Genomic DNA, 20,880 nt, shown 5'->3' on the forward strand with positions numbered 1-20,880 from the left:
ATATGGACGTCTTCAGGCCGCGTGTTCAATCGCAGCCATTGGCTTGGCGAAGGCAAAGCCTTCAAAAAGTCTTCGCGCCGTTCTCACCAGCCCGGCTGTCACCGCTCCGTTTCGCATTTCCAGTTGCACGTCGAGCCGGCCGGCCGGATGTTCGATACGCACCATCGCCGGCACGGAAAGACCACCTGCCAGATCATGGGCAATGGATCCTTCGGTGACGGCTGCGGTTGCAATGCCAACCGCACCGGTCGTTGCGAGAGCCGGATGACAATCATTCGGCATGAAGTAGCGAACCGAAAGAGTGCCGCCCTTGCGCGCCGGCGCAATCAGTACCGGCTTGGGAATAACCATGTCAGCCACGTCACCCATGCGCATCATCCTGCCGGCTTCGATGCGTATGCGGCTCATGCGCTCGATGAGTTCGCGATTGGCTGTCAGCACCTGCGGTTCCTCGTAACCCGTCACGCCGAGATCGGCTGCGCGCATCAGCACCATCGGAATGGCGCAATCAATGGCCGTCACCGCCACCCCGTCGATCGTGTCGACAGCCTTGCCGGTGGGCAGCAACTTGCCGGTTTTCGCACCGGCGGCATCCATGAACGTCAAGGCGATGGGCGCTGCAAGTCCCGGCACGCCGTCAATCGAAGCATCGCCGAGATAGATGACCTCACGACCCCGCGTCGGCACCTTCGCCTCGATCAGCTTGCCGGTGTTGACGTTATGGATGCGCACAAGCGTATCCTCGCCCGTCGCCGAAAGAAGTCCGGCCTCGATGGCGAACGGACCGACGGCTGCCAGCATATTTCCGCAATTGGGCGAATAGTCCACATACTGCCGGTCCGTACGGACCTGGGCAAAGAGATAGTCGACATCGGCGCCCTTGATCGTGGAAGGACCGATAATCGCGACCTTTGACGTGACGGGATTGCCACCCCCAATCCCGTCGATCTGCAGCGGGTGTCCGGAACCCATGATGGAGAGAAGGGCAGCATCCCGCGCGGCTCGCTCATGGGGAAGATCGGAGGCGAGAAAGAACGGCCCGCGCGACGTTCCGCCTCGCATCAGTACACAGGGTATCTTGAGCAAATCGTTCATGGCCTCGCCTCAGTCTTGCATGCTGCGGATTAATGTCGCTTGTTGTTGCAATATGGGGAAAGACGGATACTCTGTTAAATGCAATGTTCGGAGGGTTTATTGCGAAATGAGCATCAATTGCGAAATTCTGGATTTGCGCGCATTTCAGGCTGTGGTTGAGCTGGAAAGCTTCCACAGGGCCGCTGATGCGCTGCACATCTCACAACCGGCGCTCACGCGCCGTATCCAGAAACTGGAACAGGCCATCGGGGCGCCTCTTCTGGAGCGCACCACCCGCCATGTTGCTCCAACGGCCATGGGGCAGGAGGTCATGCCGCTTGTCCGGCGGATGCTGGAGGAGTTCGACGGATCGCTTTTTGCGATGAAGGACGGAGCACAGCGACGGGGGCTCATCACCATGGCCTGCGTTCCGACCGCAGCGTTTTACTTCCTGCCGACGGTGATCAAAACCTTTAGCAAGCAGTATCCGCATATTCGGTTGCGGATCAGAGACTTGACTGCGAACGAAGGCCTGCAGGCGGTGGCACGAGGCGAAGTCGAATTCGGCATCAACCTGATGGGAAATTCAGATCCGGATCTGGCGTTCGAGCCGCTGATAGATGATCCGTTCGTGCTGGCGATGCGCAAGGACCATTCGCTGGCGGCATTCGAAACCATCCAATGGGATCAGTTGGAGCCCTACCCGCTGGTTGTTGTCGACCGCTCCAGCGGCAACAGAACGCTGCTCGATGGAGCGCTTGCGCGACACAATTTAAAATTGAACTGGTTCTATGAGGTGACCCATCTCAACACGTCGCTTGGCCTCGTGGAGGCGGGACTGGGGATTTCCGTCTTGCCGCGTCTGGCGACACCTCAAGACGATCATCCTTTCCTCGTCACCCGGCCGATCGTAAACCCGGTGGTATCGCGAACCATCGGCATCGTGCAGAGGCGAAGCAGCGTCTTGTCTCCTGCGGCGGAAAAGTTCGTGGAGATGCTGCTGAAGACCTGGAAAACACCGTAGTCAAGAACAGGCAAATGGATAGGTGCTGCTTGATTCCCGAAGGACTGGTTTGCGAGACTCACTGACACCGCGTGCTGTTATCCGGCTGCCGAACGGAGGTGACACAGTGGGACGAGCGCTGTTTCCTTAAGGTAAGGAAAAACAGCAGTTTGATTTTATGCAGTGCCGGCAGTTCAAGGCTCCAAGCCGTGGTCTGCTCCAACCAGTTGCCACCGGGGCAAGGGAACACAACGCTGGCGAGGTCGTTTTTGCATGCCGGCATTTCCCGGCGGTAATCGGCGGCTTGATGTGCGTAAAATAAATGACGAAGGTGGAGGGGCTTCGGCGCCTCGTTCTGAAGGCCTCAAGGTAAAGAAGGCGAGATACTCCGCCGGTTTGCTTGCGTCCCGGTTGGCTGCAGCATTGAAAGAAGCGCGACAGCCGACATGTTATGTGGCGCTGAGCGAAAGTGCCGCTGACGAAATCGCAGCGGCGGTCCGTGCCCTGTTTCCGGATATCCCGTTCCTTGCCCTGCCGCCCTGGGACTGTCTCCCTTATGACCGGGTGCCACCGTCTCCGCATTGCATGGGCCGACGCATGGATGCGTTGCGCATCTGGAGGGAACCCGGCGGCCCGCCTAAACTCCTGGTCACCTCCCTCGAAGCGATGCTGCAACGTGTTCCGCCGGCAGCGGTCATCGAGGACAGCACGTTCGATCTGGCGGCGGGCCAGCGGTTTGACCGCACGGCTTTCTCGCAATTCGTCCGGCAGACCGGTTACATCGAGGAAGGTGTGGCAGACGATCCCGGCGAGGTGGTGGTGCGGGATGGCGTGATAGACATCTACCCTGCGGGGGCGCCGGGCCCGATGCGGATTGTCGTCTCGGAGAAGGATGAGGTCGAGGAGCTGCGGGGCTTCGACCGCGTCTCCCAGCGCACGGAGAGCTTTCTGGAGCGGGTCAGTCTGGGTCCGGCCACGGAAGCCATCTCAACGAATGCCGAACTGGACGTAGCTGCCCCGACGTCCGGGACGATGGAACATATCCTGTGCCGCCTCTATGAGCACATGCCGAGCGTCATGGAGGTCTTGGGCGATGCGATCATACATCTGGCCCCGGGCGCTGAAACACGCGTTGAGCGTTATCTCGACATCATCGACGATGCGCGGCAAGCCCGTACGCGTCTCGGTGAGACCGACACCGGCTCCGCGCGGTCGCTCTACTTGAGCCGTGTGGAATGGGATCGATATGCTGAGGGCATGAAGGCAAACGGCCTCGACCTCGAACAGGAGGACAGTCAGCCCATGGAAGGCTTGGCCTCCGCTCTTGGCAAGCCCCTGGCGAGACTGGTTCAGGAGCGCGTGAAGCAAGGGCAAAAAATCGTTCTCACCGGGACGGGCAAAAGCTTGGAAGCCCTGTCTCGACGGCTTGCAAAGGCAGCCGGCACGACCGCCCAGCCCATCGACACCTGGGAGGCAGCGATCTCGGCCGAGGTCGGGAGCCTCCTCAAACTGCCATGCGCGCTGGAGCAGGGCTTTGTCGACAAGAGGAACAACATTGTCGTCGTTGCGGCCCAGCAAACCAGCCGGACGAATAGTGCGCGTCTGCTCTTGGCGGAGCCGGAGCTGCAGATCGGCGATGTCGTGGTTCACGAAGAGCACGGTGTCGGCGTTCTGAAAGACCTGCAGAGCCTCGACATAAACGGCGTGCCTCACGACGCGGCGCGCCTCGACTATCGCGACGGCGGGTCGCTTCTCGTGCCGATGGAAGATTTCGGCAAATTGTGGCGCTATGGATCCGAGGCACAGACCGTCACGCTGGATCGGCTGCACACCGAGGCCTGGGAGAAAAAGCGCGAGAAAATTGCCCAGGATATTCGATCGACAGCCCGGCATCTGGGAAAGATTGCCAGGCAGAGAGAGGCATCGCGCGCGGACACCTTCGCGCCGCCGCGAGCGGCATATACCGCATTTACGCGACGTTTCCCCTATGCGGAAACGGCAGACCAGACCGAAGCCATCGATGCCGTGCTCTCGGATCTTTCGTCCGGCCGCCCGATGAACCGTCTCATCTGCGGAGATGTCGGCTTCGGCAAAACCGAGATCGCCTTGCGGGCGGCAGCGGCCGTTGCCCTTGCCGGAGGGCAGGTCGTCATGATCGCGCCGACCACCGTTCTCGCCCGTCAGCACTTTGCGACCTTCGAGCAACGTTTTGCGGGCTCCGGTGTTTCGGTCGGCATGCTGTCGCGGCTCGTCACGGCTTCCGAGGCAAAGCAGGTCAAGGCAGAACTGGCCGAAGGCAGCCTTGGCATCGTCGTCGCCACCCAGGCGATTCTGGCCAAAGATGTGCGTTTTGCCCGCCTTGCCCTTCTCATCGTCGATGAAGAACACCGCTTCGGACTGCGACAAAAGCAGGCGATGACCAAGCTTGCCCCCTCTCTGCATGTGCTTGCCATGTCGGCGACGCCCATCCCCCGGACACTGCAATCAGCGATGGTCGGGATCCAGGAGGTCAGTCTGCTGACGACACCGCCGCGTCGGCGCCTGCCGGTCCGCACCACGCTTTCGACTTTCGACAGCGCTTCCGTCCGCATCGCGCTGATGCGCGAGTTCAGGCGTGGCGGACAGAGCTTTGTCGTCGTGCCGCGCATCGAGGACATCGCGGCGGTCGAGGCGCGACTGCGCAAGATCGTTCCGGAGCTGACGATCCGGGTTGCGCATGGAAAGATGCCGGCAGCAGCCATGGATGAAGCGGTGGTGTCTTTCGCGGCGGGCGACGGCGATATCCTGCTGGCCACCAACATCATCGAAAACGGCCTCGACGTTCCCCGGGCGAACACCATTTTCGTCTGGCACGCGGACCTGTTTGGACTGGCGCAGCTTCATCAATTGCGCGGGCGGGTCGGGCGCTCAGGCACGCAAGGCGCGGCAACCTTCATGACGGACGAGAACACGGAACTGTCCGAGGAAGCGCGGCTGCGGCTATCGATGCTCGTCGAAAACGATCGGCTCGGCTCAGGCCTGTCAATCAGCATGCGTGATTTTGACCTACGCGGCGGAGGCGACCTTGCCGGCGAGGATCAGGCCGGACACATCAAGGCCATCGGCATTGGTCTTTATCAGACGCTGCTGGCGGAGGCGGTCGCAAAGCTCCGCAAGCCGGTTCAGGGCAAGCCGATGCAGGATATGAAGGAGCGGACAGTCCTGAACTTTGGAATTTCAGGCGGGATACCGGCACACTATGTGTCCGATCCGGCGGTTCGGCTTCATCTATACGCCAGACTGGGCCGAGCTTCTGCACCGAAATCGCTGGAGGATCTGGAAGAGGAATTCGAAGACCGCTTCGGCGAGCCGCCGCAGGACGTAAAACTGCTCCTCAGAAGAACCCGCCTGCAGCTTGCTGCCGCACGGCTCGGCATCGCCAAACTGGAGGCCGGGCCAAAAGCGATAGCTGTCACGTTTCGGGAAAAAGCGCCTCTCCGCTCCTGGGCGGCCTTTGCAAAAGCAGAAGGTGCGGTTTTGGAAAAGAACCGCCTGCTGTTCGAAGCCAGCCGAGCAGCGGGTGACGAGCCGCTCGAATTCTTCGAGAAGATGGTCGTAAGCGCACAGAAAATGTCGAAACGCGGTGTCAGAAAAGGGGCCGGAAACGAAAGGCAGGACTGACGCAGCGTGAAGGTGGCGCCAAGTCCAGAACTGAAACACAACGCTTACACTGCCCGCAGCAACTGCTCCGTCTGCAGGAACTTGACCTGCACCGAAAATCGATCAGCCAGCACCTCCAGAGAAGCGTCATGGGTCTGGTCGGCGCCGCTGCAAACGGCGTCCTTGAGGAGGACGACCCGGTAACCCAGGTCGATGGCACCAAGTGCAGCGGCGAGAACGCAGACATCGGCTTCTCCTCCGAACAGGACGAGTGTATCCACTCACTCCCCTGCCAGAAGGAGATGAAGGTCGCCTGTGGTCCAAGGAAAATAGGTCATCTTGTCCAGGATCCTTGCGGGCGGCACATTCGCCTTCAGGGACGGGACGAGATCAACCATCTCCGGCCCGAGCCGGTCGAGCGTCATCCCGTCCCATTTTTCATAGTAGTGACGCCACGTGCCGGAAATGTCCGCAGCCTGCCTCGGCGGCACAAAGCGCGTAAAGATCGTCCGCCGTGCATGGCGCCCCACGACCTCCTGGATTTGAGGCGCCACCTGCTGCATCCACGGCACATGCCAGGGCATTTGCTCGGCAAACATGCGCTGCATGTCGATGCAAAGGTGGATCCAATTGTCGTCGGCCATCCTGAATTCCATGACCACCCCATCGTACGACCCCGTCGAGGTTCCCGCAGGGAGATGGCAGAACCGCCTGCGCACAGCACCCTCATGCCTGGTCGAACGGCGTGACCGGCAGACGGCGCTTGTGGTCGCTGCCATGGTAGAATGTCAGGACGCGCTCCCGGGCCCTCGAGGCGGAGAGTGACAGGGCAACGGAGTGATGGCGTAGGGCCCCTGCTTTTCTAAGGAACGAACAGGTCGAGCCTGTTCGAGGATGACCGGAAACAACAGGCGATAGGGAACCTGCAGGAGTTTCAGCCGAAATCTGCTTTGGGGCGCAGCAGGCGGACAAGCCTGTTCGGCACGATGCGGACGCCGTGGATCTTCACGCGCTCATCAGCGCCTTCTGCTTTTGCGTCCCGATCTTAGACAGAACGTCGTCCGGCAAAAATCCTGACTGTTTGGTGCACGAGGCCACCTGCCCCCCGGGAAATGCTCAAAAGAAAATCGGCGCCATCGCCGATAAAAATTCTTGCGCCTTCGTCCGATGCCCTCTTATAGTCTCCTTGCATGCGCATTCATTTTGTCTCGCTTCGCATGCCATCAACAAGAAGGGGTAAATCATGAGACTGGGAGTCGATGTCGGAGGAACCTTTACGGATCTTCTTCTTCACGATGATGCCACCCGCCGCACCTATCAGGCCAAGACGCCCTCCACGCCCGAGGACCAGTCGATCGGTGTTGCCGCCGGCGTGAAGCTGATCTGCGAGAAGGCGGGCATTTCTCCCGCCGACCTTTCGCTCATCCTCCACGGCACCACCGTCGCAACCAACGCTGTTCTCGAAGGAAAAGGCGCCCGTGTTGGCCTGCTGGTCACCGAGGGCTTCGAATACACGCTGCATCTGGCAAAGTCCTGGACGCCGGGTCCGCTGTTCGGCTGGATCGTCATGGACAAGCCCGATCCGCTGGCCTCGCTTGCCGACACGCGCGGCATTCCAGAGCGGATGAATGCCCAGGGCGAAGTGGTTCGGCCGCTCGATCGCGAGAAGGCCACAGCTCTCATCGATGACCTCTGCTCGTCGGGCATCGAGGCACTCACGATCTCTCTTATGCATTCGTATGCAAACGCGGAACATGAGCGAATCCTTGCCGCCATCGTGCGCGAGCGCTATCCCGATATTCCCGTTTCGGTATCGTCCGATATCCTGCCCGAGTTCCGCGAATATGACCGTGCCATCACCACGGTGATGAACGACTACGTGCGCCCGATCATGAAGCGCTATCTGTCGCAGATCGAGGCGCGCCTGAAGGATATCGGCGTCACTGCACGCCTTCACATCGTTCGATCCGATGGCGGCCTGATGAGTGCCCAGGCGGCCTCCGATCGGCCAGTCCATACCGTACTCTCCGGTCCGGCAGGCGGCGTCACCTCGACCGTGATGGTGTCGCGCCGCTCCGGCATCCGCAAGCTGCTGGCCTTCGACATGGGTGGCACGTCGACCGACGTTGCCGTGATCCTCGATGGCCAGCCGACGATTTCCCGCTCGACAGAGGTCGGCTCGTTCCCGGCCAAGGTCCCGACGCTCGACGTCCGCTCGGTCGGTGCAGGCGGCGGATCGATCGCCGAAGTCTCCGAACTGACCAAATCGCTGCGGGTCGGACCGCGCAGCGCCGGCGCCCGCCCGGGTCCGGTCGCTTACAGCCGTGGCGGCACGGAACCGACGGTCAGCGACGCCAATGTCGTTCTCGGCTATCTGCCGCCGGTGCTGCTCGGCGGGGACATGAAGCTCGACGTCGAAGGCGCGCGTGCATCGGTCGCGAAGATCGGCGACAGGATCGGCCTTTCCCCCGAAGATGCCGCCCAGGGCATCATCGATATCGCCAACGAGGTGATGCTGGGGGCGCTGCGCGTCATCACCGTTCAGCGCGGGCTCGATCCCCGCGATTTCGGCATCCTCGGCTTCGGCGGCGCAGGCCCCCTGCATGCCAATGCCATGGCTGAACTGCTCGGATGCTATCCGGTGGTCATTCCCGGCAACCCTGGGGTTCTTTCGGCCCTCGGCTTCCTCGAATCCGAGTTCAAGAATGAATTCGTGCAGACCTTCATCCGCTCGACCCGCGAACTCGATGCCAATGACGTCTGGTCGCGCTTCGAACAGCTGGAGGGCAAGGCCAAGGCCTGGCTTGACGAAGAGCATGTGCCGGCGTCCGATCGCAAGCTGACCTTCTCGGTTGACCTGCGTTACGAACAGCAGGGTTTCGAAGTCACCATCGATATCGACGGCGACACTCTTGCCAGCAAGGGCGCCCTCAAGCCGGTCTTCGATAAATTCCATGAAACGCATGAACGGCTCTATGGCGTTCGCTTCCATGTCCCGGTTGAACTGGTCGCGCTTCGCGTCGTGGCGACCGGGGCGACACTTCCGGTCGAGGAAACCGCGCCGGCCGCTGCCAGTGCGGATGGCGGGGCGCTGATCGAGACACGGCCCAGCTATTTCAAGGGCCAGTGGATCGACACGCCGAACTATGATCGCTCCAAGCTGACCATGGGCGAAAAAATCCCGGGGCCGGCGATCATCCGTCAATACGATACGACGACCGTGCTGCTGCCCGACCACTATGCCGAGGTCGACCCGCACGGCAACCTCCTGATCTGGCCGAACGCGAAGGGAAACTGAGATGAGCAAAGTTGATCCCATCACCCTCGATATCATCGAGAACGCTCTGAAGAACGCCCGCTTCGAGATGGACGGAGTCGTCGTGCGCATTGCGCTGTCGCCCGTCATTCGCGAGCAGCACGACGAATTCCCGATGATCTGCGACGCCCGGGGCCGCATGGTCGTCGGCCAGTTCGGCTCCTATATCCCGGCGATCGTGGAGCAGTTCGAAGGCGACCTGAACGAAGGCGACGTCTTCGTCTGGAACGACCCCTATGCCTGCAAGGGCTCGATTTCGCACAACAATGACTGGTGCGTGATGATGCCGATCTTCCACGAGGGCGTCCTCGTGGGCTTTTCGTCGATCTTCGGCCATATGGTCGATGTCGGCGGCAAGGTGCCGGGCTCCATGCCGTTCGACGCGCGCACCATCTGGGAGGAAGGCCTGCGCATTCCGCCGGTGCGCATCTACGACAAGGGCAAGCTGAACGAGGGCGTGCTGAGCATCATGCTCAACAACACCCGCACGCCCGACATGAACCGGGCCGACCTCATGGCGCTGATCGCCGGCTGCCGCACGGCCGCCACCCGCGTGCGCGAGCTGTGCGACCGCTTCGGCCGCGAGACCTACATGTCGGCATGCGACATGCTGCTCGATCGGACCCGCGAAGCCATGAAGGTGTTGATCGACAAGTATATTTCGGAAGAGCCGGTGTCCTTCACCGACTATGTCGATGACGATGGCGTCGGCAACGGGCCGTTTAAAATGACGCTTTCGATCTACCGGAAGAGCGACAAGGCCGTCTTCGACTGGACGGGAACGGACGACCAGGCGGAAGGTCCGATCAATTTCCATATCCACGAAGGTCTCTGCAAGCTGTTCTTCGGCGTGTACATGATCATGGCCTTCGACCCGTCGATCCTGTTCAACGAGGGGTTCTACGATCTGTTCGAGGTGGTGCTTCCGGAGGGAAGCCTGCTCAATCCGCGCTTCCCGGCAGCCCTTTCGAACCGCCTCAACACCCATACGCGGTTCTTCGATTGCCAGGCCGGCGCTCTCGGGCAGCGTGCGCCGCATCTCTCCATGGCCGCCGGTTACGGCACCAGCCCGCACTTCATCTTCACGGGCCATGACAAGGACAACAAGTACTTCCAGTTGATGGAGCTTCTGTTCGGCGGCGTGCCGGGACGTCCTCGCGGCGATGGTCTTGACGGGCATGCCTGGTGGCCGCTCTTTTCGGCAACGCCGATCGAATACATCGAGAACTATTATCCGGTTCTCGTCGAGAGCTATCGGCCGATCCGGGATTCCGGCGGTGCAGGCCTCAACCGTGGCGGCGCCGGCATTGCCAAGACCTATCGCCTCCTGGAATCCGGCAAGGTTTCCATCCACGACGACCGCGAGGTGGTGCCGCCTTGGGGCATCAATGGCGGCCTGTTCGGCGGCACCTCCAGCAAATGGCTGCTGCGCAAGGGCAGCGAGACGCCCGAGCGCATTCCCTCCAAGATCGACAATCTTGCGGTCAATGAAGGCGATGTGATCGTGTTCAATACCGCTGGGTCCGGCGGGTGGGGCGATCCGCTGGATCGTCCGCCGGAAAGTGTGGCGCGCGATGTCCGCTACGACCTCGTCTCGGCAGAAAAGGCGCGCAATGACTATGGCGTCGTCTTGAGTGCCGCCGGCACCGTGGATGAAACCGCAACCGCAGCGCTGCGCGCCGACATGAAGCGCGACAGGGGTGAACCGAAGCCCTTCAACTTCGGATACTTGCCCGAAGCCGCGGAATAACAGGAAAGCGCAAACAGGGTCCCCTTCGACGGACTTCGATGGGGACCTTCCCAGGAACGGGCGTGGAAGCCGGGCTGAGGCCCGCCTTCTGCCTGCCCGCCCCCCACAGCATAAAATCATCGCAGCCCGGAGAGAGCCCAGTCATGGCCGTTGACTATTTGAAGCGCGGAAAGCCCGAAGCCCAGCGGTCCGAGGACGACCACAAGGTGCGCAGCGTCGTGGAGGAAATCCTGAAGGATATCGAGGCGCGGGGCGACGCCGCGGTCCGCGAACTCTCGGAAAAATTCGACAAATACGCTCCGCCGTCCTTCAGGCTGTCCAAGAGCGAGATCGAGGCCCTGATGAACAAGGTCTCGCCCCGCGACATGGAGGACATCAAGTTCGCCCAGGCGCAGGTGCGCAACTTTGCGCAGGCTCAGCGCGATTCAATGCTCGATATAGAGGTCGAGACGCTGCCGGGCGTTATTCTGGGACATAAGAACATCCCGGTGCAGTCGGTCGGTTGCTACATTCCCGGCGGAAAGTTCCCGATGGTGGCATCGGCCCATATGTCGGTCGCGACGGCGTCCGTCGCGGGCGTGCCGCGTATTGCGGCGGCAACCCCGGCCTTCAAGGGAGAGCCAAACCCGGCCGTGATTGCCGCCATGCATCTCGGCGGCGCGCACGAGATCTATGTGCTGGGCGGCATCCAGGCAATCGGTGCCATGGCAATCGGGACCGAGACCATCAAGCCCGTTCACATGCTGGTCGGCCCGGGCAATGCCTTCGTCGCCGAAGCCAAGCGGCAGCTCTACGGTCGCGTCGGCATCGACCTTTTCGCCGGCCCGACGGAGACGATGGTGATTGCCGACGAAACCGTCGATGCGGAAATGTGCGCGACGGACCTGCTGGGGCAGGCCGAACACGGATATAATTCTCCGGCCGTCCTTATCACCAATTCGCGCAAGCTCGCTACCGAGACGCTTGCCGAAATAGACCGGCTGCTGACCATCCTGCCCACGGCCGACACGGCATCGAAAAGCTGGGCGGATTACGGCGAGGTCATCGTCTGCTATACCTATGAGGAAATGCTGGATGTCGCCAATGACATCGCGTCCGAACATGTCCAGGTCATGACCGACCGGGACGACTGGTTCCTGGAGAAGATGCATTCCTACGGGGCGCTCTTCCTCGGGCCGCGGACGAATGTGGCCAATGGCGACAAGGTGATCGGCACCAACCATACCCTGCCCACCAAGAAGGCCGGACGCTATACCGGCGGGCTGTGGGTCGGAAAGTATCTCAAGACGCATTCCTACCAGAAGGTGCTCACCGACGAGGCCGCCGCCAGCATCGGCGAATATTGCTCGCGACTTTGCATCCTCGAAGGCTTTGTCGGTCATGCCGAACAGGCCAATGTCCGTGTCCGCCGCTATGGCGGCCGCAACATTCCCTATGGTGAGGCGGCAGAGTAAGGCGATGGAGCTTCCCCGCCCGCCCTCCTTCCGGCTGGATGGCAAGCGCGCGCTGGTGGCCGGCGCCTCTTCCGGCATAGGCCTGGCTGCGGCGGTCGCGCTTGCGCAAGCGGGCGCGCATGTGGCGCTCGCAGCCCGCTCCGCCGACAGGCTTTCAGCGACGGTCGACACTCTGACCCGTGCCGGCCTTTCGGGCGAGGCGCTGGTCTTTGATGTAAAGGACGTCGAGGCCATCGAGACCACGATCGCCAGCCATGTGCCGTTCGACATCCTGGTCAACAGCGCAGGGCTTGCACGGCACGGCCCTGCCCTCGATACCACGCCTGAGGACTTCGATGCCGTTGTCGGCCTCAATCTGCGCGGCGCCTACTTCCTCACCCGCGCGGTGGCGCGCAGCCTGGTTGCGGCGGAAAGGCCGGGATCGCTGATCAATATCTCCTCGCAGATGGCCCATGTCGGTGGCATTGACCGGGCCGTCTACAGCGCGACGAAGCATGCCGTGGAGGGTTTTACCAAATCCATGGCGATCGAGTGGGGCAAGCATGGCATCCGGGTCAATACAATCTGCCCGACATTCATCCGCACACCACTGACGGAGCAGACCTTCTCCAATCCGGACAGGGTGGCGTGGATCGAGGAAAAGATCAAGCTCGGCCGTATCGGTGAGGTCGAGGACATCATGGGTCCCGTCGTCTTTCTCGCATCGGATGCGGCCGCAATGATCACCGGCTCGGCGTTGATGGTGGACGGTGGCTGGACTGCGGACTGATATGGGAGGTGAAATGACAATGAGCGGACATATAGCAATCGTCGGAGCCGGGCTTGTCGGCGCGGGCTGGGCCATCGTCTTTGCGCGAAGCGGTCATCAGGTCAAAGTGTTCGACACCAGCGAGGCCATTCGCTCGCGCCTGCCGGATCATCTGAAGGCGGCGCTGGAGGCGATGGCGGCGTATGGTCTCGTATCCGGCGTCGATGACATCATGCATCGCATCACGGTCTGCGCCAGTCTGGCCGATGCCGTCACCGGCGCGGACTATGTTCAGGAATCGGTGATCGAGCGCGTGGACCTGAAGCGGGAGGTGTCCGCTGAAATCGACCGCCACCTCGCGCAGACCGCCGTGGTGGGCAGTTCCACCTCCGGACTGCCGGCCTCGTCCTTCACCGAGGACTGCCGCAACCGCGAGCGCTTTGTGGTCGCCCATCCGGTCAATCCGCCGCATCTCGTCCCGGTGGTGGAGATCTGCCCGGCGCCCTGGACCGCGCCTGCGACCGTGGAAAAGACGCGCGACCTGATGCAGTCGGTCGGGCAGGCGCCGGTCGTCGTCACCCGCGAAATTCCCGGCTTCATCCTGAACCGCCTGCAGGGTGCCCTGCTGGACGAGGCGTGGTCGCTGTTCGATCAGGGCTATGCGACGGCAGAGGACATCGACAAGACGATCAAGCATGGGCTGGGGCTGCGCTGGTCCTTCATGGGACCGTTCGAAACCATCGATCTGAACGCGCCCGCGGGCATCGACGATTACGCGCGCCGGCTTGGTCCCATGTATGTGGAACTGGCAGGCGGCCGCCGTCCGGCCGGTCCCTGGAGCGACGATGCCGTGCGTCGAGCAACGGAGGAGCGCCGCGCAAGGCTGCCGCAGGATCAGATCGATGCACGCCGCGCCTGGCGTGACGAAAGGCTGATGGCACTGGTGGCAAGCCAGAAAAAGCTGGAATCCTGAATCCCTCGGCCGCTCGGCTCGGCGTCAAGTTCTTATGTTGAGCCGGGTTCCGCCGCCACGCTGCAGCCCGGCCTCAATCAGGACGCAGCTTCCGGAACCGTGGATCGCCAGACCAGTTGACCGGCCAGCGGCAAGTCGCGGCCGAGTTCGTGGGGCCGGCGCGGTTCATCGAGATGCAGGAGGCTCAAGGTTTCCTGCACCATTTCGGCAAGCGGCTGCTGCACCGTGGTGAGCTTGTAGGGTTCGCGACCCGCTTCCGGAATGCCGTCAAAGCCTGCGACCATGACATCTTCGGGCACGCGCAGGCCGTGATGGCCGCGCAGCGCATCGATCGCCCCCATCGCCATGATATCGGCGATGCCGAACACGGCGTCGGGCATCGGCTTTCCGGTTGCCATATGTGCGTCGATGGCGGCCATGCCGCCTTCGTAGCTCGAGCCGCCGGGGCATTCAACGATGGCGTCCCGCCGGATGCCCGCTTCCAGCAACCGTTCGAGGAAGCCGCGCACGCGGTCCTGACTGGTGGAGCCGTTCGGATCGCCGGTCACCATCATGAAGGACTTGGCGCCCGCCTGGAGCAAGACCTCGGCGATCATCCGCCCGCCGGCGACATTGTCACAACGCACGCCATAGACGCCGCTATGGGGAACGTAGCGGTTGAACAGCACGACGGGAATGCCACGATCGTGGCACAGGTTGATCATGCGCGTGGACAGCTGCGCGGATGTCAGGATCACCGCCTCGACCTGATACTGCAGAACCCGCATGATCGCTTCATCGGTGTGCATGTCCTCCGAAAGCGTGAAGGTCAGCGTCTGGCGCCCGCGCTTCTGGAGTTCCTGGCTGAAGGTATGCAGCGTGCGCACGTAAAAGGGGTTCGCCAGCGTCCCCAGGATGACCGCGACGATCTTCGAACGGTTCTTCGTCAGGCTGCTGGCAATCGAATTGGGAACGTAATTCAGCTTGCGCGCGGCCTCGATGATCTTCAGTCGGGTGCTCTCGCGGATGCTGGATCCCGGTGTAAAGGCGCGAGACACCGCCGACTGGGAAACACCAGCCAGTGCTGCGACATCAAAAGATGTCGCCCGGATCGTCTCTTCCGCCATTGCGTTGTCCCCGCATTCGTATTCAGACCCTGTTGCTATCCTAATATTAAAGGAACTGCAATTTTCCCGGCAACCGTCCTCCACAGCAGCATATCGCGGCGTGCTGACACTCTTGTTACAGGCATAATCCCGGTAGACCCTGCCGATGGCTGAATGTTTATGCAGGCGATGCCGTTCTCGCCGATGGAAGCACGCAGCGCGACCGGATTGGTGAAACCCGAGCAACCGGCAGATTCGGTCACGTTCGGCCGGTGACGGCGGGGCCGAACGGCCTCAGGCGGCTGTCCAGCCGCCGTCGACCGGCAAGACCGTGCCGGTCACGAAGCGAGCCGCGTCGCTCAGGAGGAAGCAGACGACATCGGCAACCTCATCCGGACGTCCGAACCGTTCCATCGCATGCCGCAGCCGTGATTTTTCCCGCTCCGCACTGCTTGCGGAGGCAAAGGCGCGCTCCATCATCGGCGTCTCTATCGCACCGGGCGCCACGGCATTGACCCGGATCCCATCGCCCGCATGATCGATGGCAAGGCTGCGGCACATGGAATTGATCGCGCCCTTGGAGGTCGCATAGGCAATGCAGCCACGACCGCCGGAGAGCGAAAGCTGCGAGGAGCAGAGCACGACGGAGGCACCTTCGGCCTGCTGCAGATCGGGCAGCAGGGCTTTCACGGCATTGGCGGTGCCGATGACGTTGATCGCCAGCACCCTTTCCCAGTCATGGCTCTCGACTGCATCGATGCGGCCAATCAACTCGATGCCGGCGAAGGTGGCCAGTCCGTCGAACCGCAGCCCGGCGCGGCTGACCTCATCCCTGATGGCCACAAGGCGGCTGCCATCCCGGACGTCGCCGGAGTGACGGGCAACACGGGGATCGAGCGCATCGGAAAAGGATAGATCAACGCCGATCACCGTGGCCCCGCGTGCTGCCAATGCGTTTGCGGTCGCAAGGCCCAATCCGCTTCCGGCGCCGGTGACCATGATTGTACGACCTGCAAAAATGTTCATCGGCGACACCTCAGTAAGGGTTTTCCTGAAGCCAGGAAACATAAGCGCGAAGCCCTTCTGGGAAGGATATTTCAGGTTTCCAGCCGAGATCGCGGGCGGCGGCGTTCAACAGCATCTTTCCCTGCTGGTCGGCACCAGGCAGGAGGCCCGGGCCGATCTGCGCCCGGATCGTCGGCAACTGGCGTGCGACGAGATCAAAAATATCGCCGACCGTGACGGTTTCGCTGCCGTTGATATTGTAGGCGGCGACGGTTGGGGCCACCGCATCGAGCGCCGCATGAATCGCCGAGACGACGTCATCGACATGCACGAACTGCAGGCGCTGCTGCGCGCCCGCTTCCAATTGCAACGGCTCGCCTTTGGCAGACCGCACCAGCGGCTGGATGATTGCATCGGTGACGCGGCCGGGACCGTAGACCCAGCCGATCCTCAAAGCGATGGCGCTGAGCCCACGTTCGCGTACGAAGCTTTGCAGCACCAGATCAGAGGCCGCCTTGCTGGTGCCGTAGAAGGTTGAGGCCGAAAGGCGCACGTTTTCGTCCACCAGTTCGAATTCCGGGGTATCGCCATAGGCGGATACCGAGGACAGACTGACGAACCGGCGCAGCTTGAGATCGGAGGCCAGCGAGAGCAGCTGCGCGGTTCCCCGCACATTGATGTCGATGACTTCAGCGGCATTGTCCTGCAGCAGCATCGGTCCGGAGATACCGCCGCAATGCACAATGCTCTCGCAGCCTTCCGCCACCACAGGAGCGTGGCGCGTGATATCGCGGACATCCGCCACGTAAAACGGGCAACCCAAGTCGCTGCCCCGCGGCGAGACGACATCCGTTGCAATGACCTTCCGGCCGGCCTTCAGCAGCGCGGCAACTACGCGACGGCCGATGAAACCTGTCGCTCCCGTCACGAAGACGGCTTTACTCTTTGGAGCCATGGGTTTCCTCAGCCGATATCGGTTTCTTCGCGTCCGCGGGCAAACTGCGACACGGTGACGGCCAGAACCAGGGCGGCGCCATTGAAGACGGATGTCACCCAGAGCGGAATGCCAAGCATGGTAAGGCCCGTGATGCCGGTGGCGAGGAAGTAGACCGCAATAACCGCGCCCCAGGGATTGAACCGTCCCGGAATGATCGACGTCGCGCCCAGATAGGCGGCAGCGAAGGCCGGCAACAGGTAGTTCAGGCCAGAGAACGGATCGGCCGCGCCCAAAAGGCCGGCATAGACCACGCCGCCAAGCGCGGCGAGGAAGCCCGACGAAATCAGGCAGCCGACGCGGACACGCCCGACGTCGATGCCGGAGAGGCGGGCAACCTCACGGCTGCGTCCGACGAAAAGGATGCGGCGACCGAGCGGCGTGAACTCGAAAATGAGCCAGATGATGATCGCCAGCAGGATCACGTAATAGAAGGCATAGGAAATGCCGAACAGGCGCCCGCGCGAGACGAGATTGATCAGGATCGGCGAGATGCCGCCGATCGTCGAGGAGTTCGTCATCCACTGCACGAGGCCGGTGATGATCGAGGTCGTACCGAGCGTGACCACCAGCGAGGGGATGCGGACGTAGACGATGAAGAACGAATTCACCAATCCGACCAGGACACCGGCAAGCAAGGCGATCGGGATCACGAAGCCGATCGGAATCTGGTAGACGGCATTCAGGACGCCGATCGTGACGGCCGAAAGCGTGAGATTGGCGCCGACCGACAGGTCGTAATCCCCGGCCGTCAGCGGAATGATCAGCGCAAGCGCCAGCACGGCGCCGGGCGCCTGGGTGGCGAAGAGGATCGAGAAATTCGTCCAGCTGAGAAAGATGCCGGGGAGCGCGAAGCTGAAGAAGGCAATGGTGAGAAGCCATACGCCGACCAGTGCGAAGCGCTCGATGCGACGTCCCAGCTTCTGCTTGTTCCAGAGTGGCATGTCAGCCTCAGTTGTGCTGTGAGTGGCCATAGCAAGCCTCCGCAATATGATCTTTGGTGATGTCGTCACCGACGAGTTCGCGCACCACACGCCCGCGGGCGAAGACAAGGACGCGCGTGCACAGGTCGGCAAGCTGTTCGAAATCCGAGCTGGCGCAGATTACCGCGGCCCCCTCGGACGCCGCCTTGCGGATGACCTGGAACACCTGTTGGCGCGTTCCGACATCGACGCCTTGCGTCGGCTCGTCGAGCATCAGCAGCTTCGGTTCGCGGATCAGCCACTTCGCGAGCAGCACCTTCTGGGCATTGCCGCCGCTAAGCGAGCCCAGCTTCAGGCTGACATCGTTCGGCCGCACCTCGTATTCATGGGCAAGTTCGGTGGCCCGCCGGGCAATCTCTGCCCGCTTCAGGCCGAAGCGCCCCATGAATTTCTTAAGGTCGAGGATCAGCATGTTCTCCGCGACACTGAGGCTGGCAATACCGCTTGCCTTCGGCCGGTCGGCAGGCAGGAGAGCAATATTGCGCTTCACCGATCGCTTCGGTGTGCTGGTCGCAAGGTCGATCTTTTCATCGTCGAGGACCAGCGTGCCCGAACTGGTCGCGGTGGCGCCAAACACGATATAGGGCACCTTCTCGTAGCCGGAGCCGATCAGGCCCGAAAGGCCGAGAATTTCGCCTTTCGCCACCGTGATCTCCTCGACGGAAATGCCCGGTTCGGAGATGTTCGTGACAATCGCACGCGGCTCAAGGGAGGTTACGTCCGGACGGGTGGAAGTCGTGCGGGTGATGCGCCGTCCGATGATGCCTTCGACGAAATCGTCATGGGAGGCCTCGCGGGTCACGAGCGAACCCGAGACGAGCCCGTCGCGCAGTATCGTCGCCCGATCGGTGATTTCACGGACTTCATCGATATCGTGGGAGATGAAGATGACGCTGTCTCCCTGGGCCGCCACGCGGCGCACGAGTTCGAACAGGCGGTCGACCCCCTCGCGCGGCAGGAAGGGCGTCGGCTCATCCAGAATGAGAATGCCGCCGCCATGGTCGCTGCCGGTTGCGCGCAGGTCATCCGACGCCCGGACGATCGCCAGCAGCGCGCGCTCGATCTGGGATATGGCTCCGGTGCGTGCGTCAAGGTCGAGCTGGATGCCGAAGCGATCCAGGGCCTGCTGGGCGGCAACCCGCTCGGCGCGCCAGTCGATCCTGCTTTTGCGCGCCGTGATCGACGCGACTCTCAGGTTTTCGAGTACCGACAGGGACGGGACAAGCCCGAGATGCTGGTGCACGAAGGCCATCCGGTAATCGCGGAAGGCGCCCGCCTTCATCGGAAGGTCCAGCTGCCGGCCGTAGACCGAAATGGAGCCGCCCGGGTCCGGCGCATGAAAACCGGACATGATCTTTACGAAGGTGGATTTGCCCGACCCGTTCTGACCGAGCAGACCATGAACCTCCCCGGCCGATACCGTGAAGTCTATTCCTTTCAGCGCCCGGGCTCCGCCGAACGTCTTGGCGATCTGCGAGACCTGCAGCGCCGGAACCGCCGACGCTGCAGGGTCGCCACGCCCGGGAGGGACGTAGCCGATCATGCCGCTTACTTCACCATCCAGGTTTCGCGGAAGCCCTTCACATAGTCCTCGCCGTAGCCTTTGTTGGGCTCGGCCGGGACGCCGGCGGTCTTCACGTTGGACTGGTCGAAGATGTAGTAGGGAACGCCGATATCCTTGGGCATCGGCAGACCGGCGAGCTTGCGCATGTATCCGTCGATGGTCGAGCGGGCAATCCAGTCGAGGCTTTCGCCGATGTCCATCTCGACCTTGCCGTCGCGGATGAAATCGAGCACGAACGGCGTGCCGTTCGACGTGGCGATCTTCACCGTGTCGCTCTTGCCGGTCAGTTCCACGGCCGGAACCACGAACTGACTCATGCTGTCATAGATCGGAATAACGTAGTTTGCGGTGGGCTTGGAGATCAGCGCCGACTGCACGGAGGGCTGGATCTTGGTGCCCCATTCGGTGATGCCGACATTGATTTCCTGCTGGATCGTGCATTTCGGGCAGTTCTTCTGCAGCGCGTCCCGAATGCCCTGCACCAGCGGGGCGGTCGGCGGCACTTCGTCGGATTTCACCACGATCGCATGGGCGTTGCCACCGGTCTTGTAGATCATCCAGTTGCCGAGCAGCCAGCCCTGTCCATAGAAGCTGACCGGCAGGTCGCCTTCCAGCAGCTTGTTGGCCGGCTGCGACGGATCGTAGAAGTGCGAGGTAAACACCTTGACGCCGGCATCCTTGGCGGCCTGCAGCTGCGGCTCGACCACGGCGGGGTTCACGCCGGAAATCAGGTCAACGATATCGAACTTGTTCTGGATGGCATATTCGATGCCCTGCACCCACTGGGACGGCTGCCCCTGGTTTTCCCATTCGCGAACCTCAAGGCCGATTTCCTTACCGACCGCAATCTCGCGGGCGATGATACCCTTCAAGAACTGATTGGAACTGGTGTTCGGGATGGAGAGCATCTTCTTGCCCTTGGCGACGGCCTGAATGTCGAAAGCCTCGCCGGCGGGCTTGTATTGCGGTGCCTTGCGATGCTGCTCAACGATTTCGGTGGCGCGGGCGAGGCCCTCAGAAGCCTGGTCGGCATGCGCCTGCCCGCCGATAAACGCTGCCCAGGAGGCAGCAGCTAGGATGGTGCTGGACTTGAAAAATGCGCGCATCGACGTTCCCCTTCAATGCTTATGGATGTGAGTAGCTGCGTTTTCGCATGCGTATTCATTTCATCTTTCTGCCGCTTCGTGAATTTGTCAATGGGCTGTTTACGATTCGTCAAGTTCCCGAATTGCGCCGCTAATCCCAACGAAAACAATAGGCTGGCAACAAAACCACCCTCGATTGCGATGTAC

Annotated in this window: 14 protein-coding genes and 1 pseudogene; 7 read left to right on the plus strand and 8 right to left on the minus strand. The window is 61.9% G+C overall.

The genetic code is table 11. From position 1 onward, the window contains the following. Positions 1 to 12 precede the first annotated feature (12 nt). On the minus strand, positions 13 to 1,095 hold the full coding sequence (locus J2858_RS21600; protein ID WP_210106941.1) for a 4-oxalomesaconate tautomerase: 1,083 nt from the start codon (positions 1,093 to 1,095) through the stop codon (positions 13 to 15). Between the two features lie 106 nt (positions 1,096 to 1,201). Here J2858_RS21600 and J2858_RS21605 point away from each other — a divergent pair, with 106 nt between their 5' ends. Next, complete coding sequence (locus tag J2858_RS21605; RefSeq protein WP_210106942.1) at positions 1,202 to 2,098, plus strand: LysR family transcriptional regulator; 897 nt, start codon at positions 1,202 to 1,204, stop codon at positions 2,096 to 2,098. Between the two features lie 252 nt (positions 2,099 to 2,350). Next, on the plus strand, positions 2,351 to 5,737 hold the full coding sequence (locus J2858_RS21610; protein ID WP_245366986.1) for a DEAD/DEAH box helicase: 3,387 nt from the start codon (positions 2,351 to 2,353) through the stop codon (positions 5,735 to 5,737). 44 nt (positions 5,738 to 5,781) lie between these two features. On the opposite strand, the pseudogene J2858_RS21615 reads toward J2858_RS21610, so the two are convergent. After that, a pseudogene (locus J2858_RS21615) lies at positions 5,782 to 6,360 on the minus strand (cysteine hydrolase family protein). Positions 6,361 to 6,959: 599 nt separating this feature from the next. Here J2858_RS21615 and J2858_RS21620 point away from each other — a divergent pair. The 5 genes from J2858_RS21620 to J2858_RS21640 all read left to right on the plus strand — a co-directional run bounded on the left by J2858_RS21620 (position 6,960) and on the right by J2858_RS21640 (position 13,957). Continuing rightward, the gene (locus J2858_RS21620) at positions 6,960 to 9,014 is read left to right on the plus strand and encodes a hydantoinase/oxoprolinase family protein (RefSeq protein WP_210106943.1); all 2,055 of its coding nucleotides are present in this window, start codon (positions 6,960 to 6,962) and stop codon (positions 9,012 to 9,014) included. A gap of 1 nt (position 9,015) precedes the next feature. Beyond that, positions 9,016 to 10,782 carry a hydantoinase B/oxoprolinase family protein gene (locus J2858_RS21625; RefSeq protein WP_210106944.1) on the plus strand — a complete coding sequence of 589 codons (1,767 nt, stop codon included), beginning with the start codon at positions 9,016 to 9,018 and terminating at the stop codon, positions 10,780 to 10,782. A 143-nt stretch (positions 10,783 to 10,925) separates the two neighbouring features. Then, the gene (gene hisD, locus J2858_RS21630; RefSeq protein ID WP_210106945.1) at positions 10,926 to 12,236 is read left to right on the plus strand and encodes a histidinol dehydrogenase; all 1,311 of its coding nucleotides are present in this window, start codon (positions 10,926 to 10,928) and stop codon (positions 12,234 to 12,236) included. A gap of 4 nt (positions 12,237 to 12,240) precedes the next feature. Beyond that, the gene (locus tag J2858_RS21635) at positions 12,241 to 13,005 is read left to right on the plus strand and encodes an SDR family NAD(P)-dependent oxidoreductase (protein ID WP_210106946.1); all 765 of its coding nucleotides are present in this window, start codon (positions 12,241 to 12,243) and stop codon (positions 13,003 to 13,005) included. Between the two features lie 19 nt (positions 13,006 to 13,024). Beyond that, entirely contained in the window at positions 13,025 to 13,957 is a 933-nt protein-coding gene (locus tag J2858_RS21640) for a 3-hydroxyacyl-CoA dehydrogenase (RefSeq protein ID WP_210106947.1), read from the plus strand. Positions 13,958 to 14,034: 77 nt separating this feature from the next. Here the strand turns inward: J2858_RS21640 and J2858_RS21645 are convergent, their stop codons facing one another. The 6 genes from J2858_RS21645 to J2858_RS21670 form a co-directional block, all read right to left on the minus strand. Next, the gene (locus J2858_RS21645; RefSeq protein WP_210106948.1) at positions 14,035 to 15,063 is read right to left on the minus strand and encodes a LacI family DNA-binding transcriptional regulator; all 1,029 of its coding nucleotides are present in this window, start codon (positions 15,061 to 15,063) and stop codon (positions 14,035 to 14,037) included. 273 nt (positions 15,064 to 15,336) lie between these two features. Next, on the minus strand, positions 15,337 to 16,068 hold the full coding sequence (locus J2858_RS21650) for an SDR family NAD(P)-dependent oxidoreductase (protein WP_210106949.1): 732 nt from the start codon (positions 16,066 to 16,068) through the stop codon (positions 15,337 to 15,339). Between the two features lie 10 nt (positions 16,069 to 16,078). Continuing rightward, positions 16,079 to 17,002: an NAD-dependent epimerase/dehydratase family protein gene (locus J2858_RS21655; protein ID WP_210106950.1), complete on the minus strand. Its 924-nt coding sequence runs from the start codon at positions 17,000 to 17,002 to the stop codon at positions 16,079 to 16,081. 8 nt (positions 17,003 to 17,010) lie between these two features. Next, the gene (locus J2858_RS21660; RefSeq protein ID WP_210106951.1) at positions 17,011 to 17,985 is read right to left on the minus strand and encodes an ABC transporter permease; all 975 of its coding nucleotides are present in this window, start codon (positions 17,983 to 17,985) and stop codon (positions 17,011 to 17,013) included. Positions 17,986 to 17,992: 7 nt separating this feature from the next. After that, positions 17,993 to 19,567: a sugar ABC transporter ATP-binding protein gene (locus tag J2858_RS21665; protein ID WP_210106952.1), complete on the minus strand. Its 1,575-nt coding sequence runs from the start codon at positions 19,565 to 19,567 to the stop codon at positions 17,993 to 17,995. 5 nt (positions 19,568 to 19,572) lie between these two features. Beyond that, entirely contained in the window at positions 19,573 to 20,694 is a 1,122-nt protein-coding gene (locus J2858_RS21670) for a sugar ABC transporter substrate-binding protein (RefSeq protein ID WP_210106953.1), read from the minus strand. Between the last annotated feature and the right edge of the window lie 186 nt (positions 20,695 to 20,880).

It is taken from the genome of Neorhizobium galegae, from assembly GCF_017877135.1.
GTDB classification, from domain to species: domain Bacteria; phylum Pseudomonadota; class Alphaproteobacteria; order Rhizobiales; family Rhizobiaceae; genus Neorhizobium; species Neorhizobium galegae_A.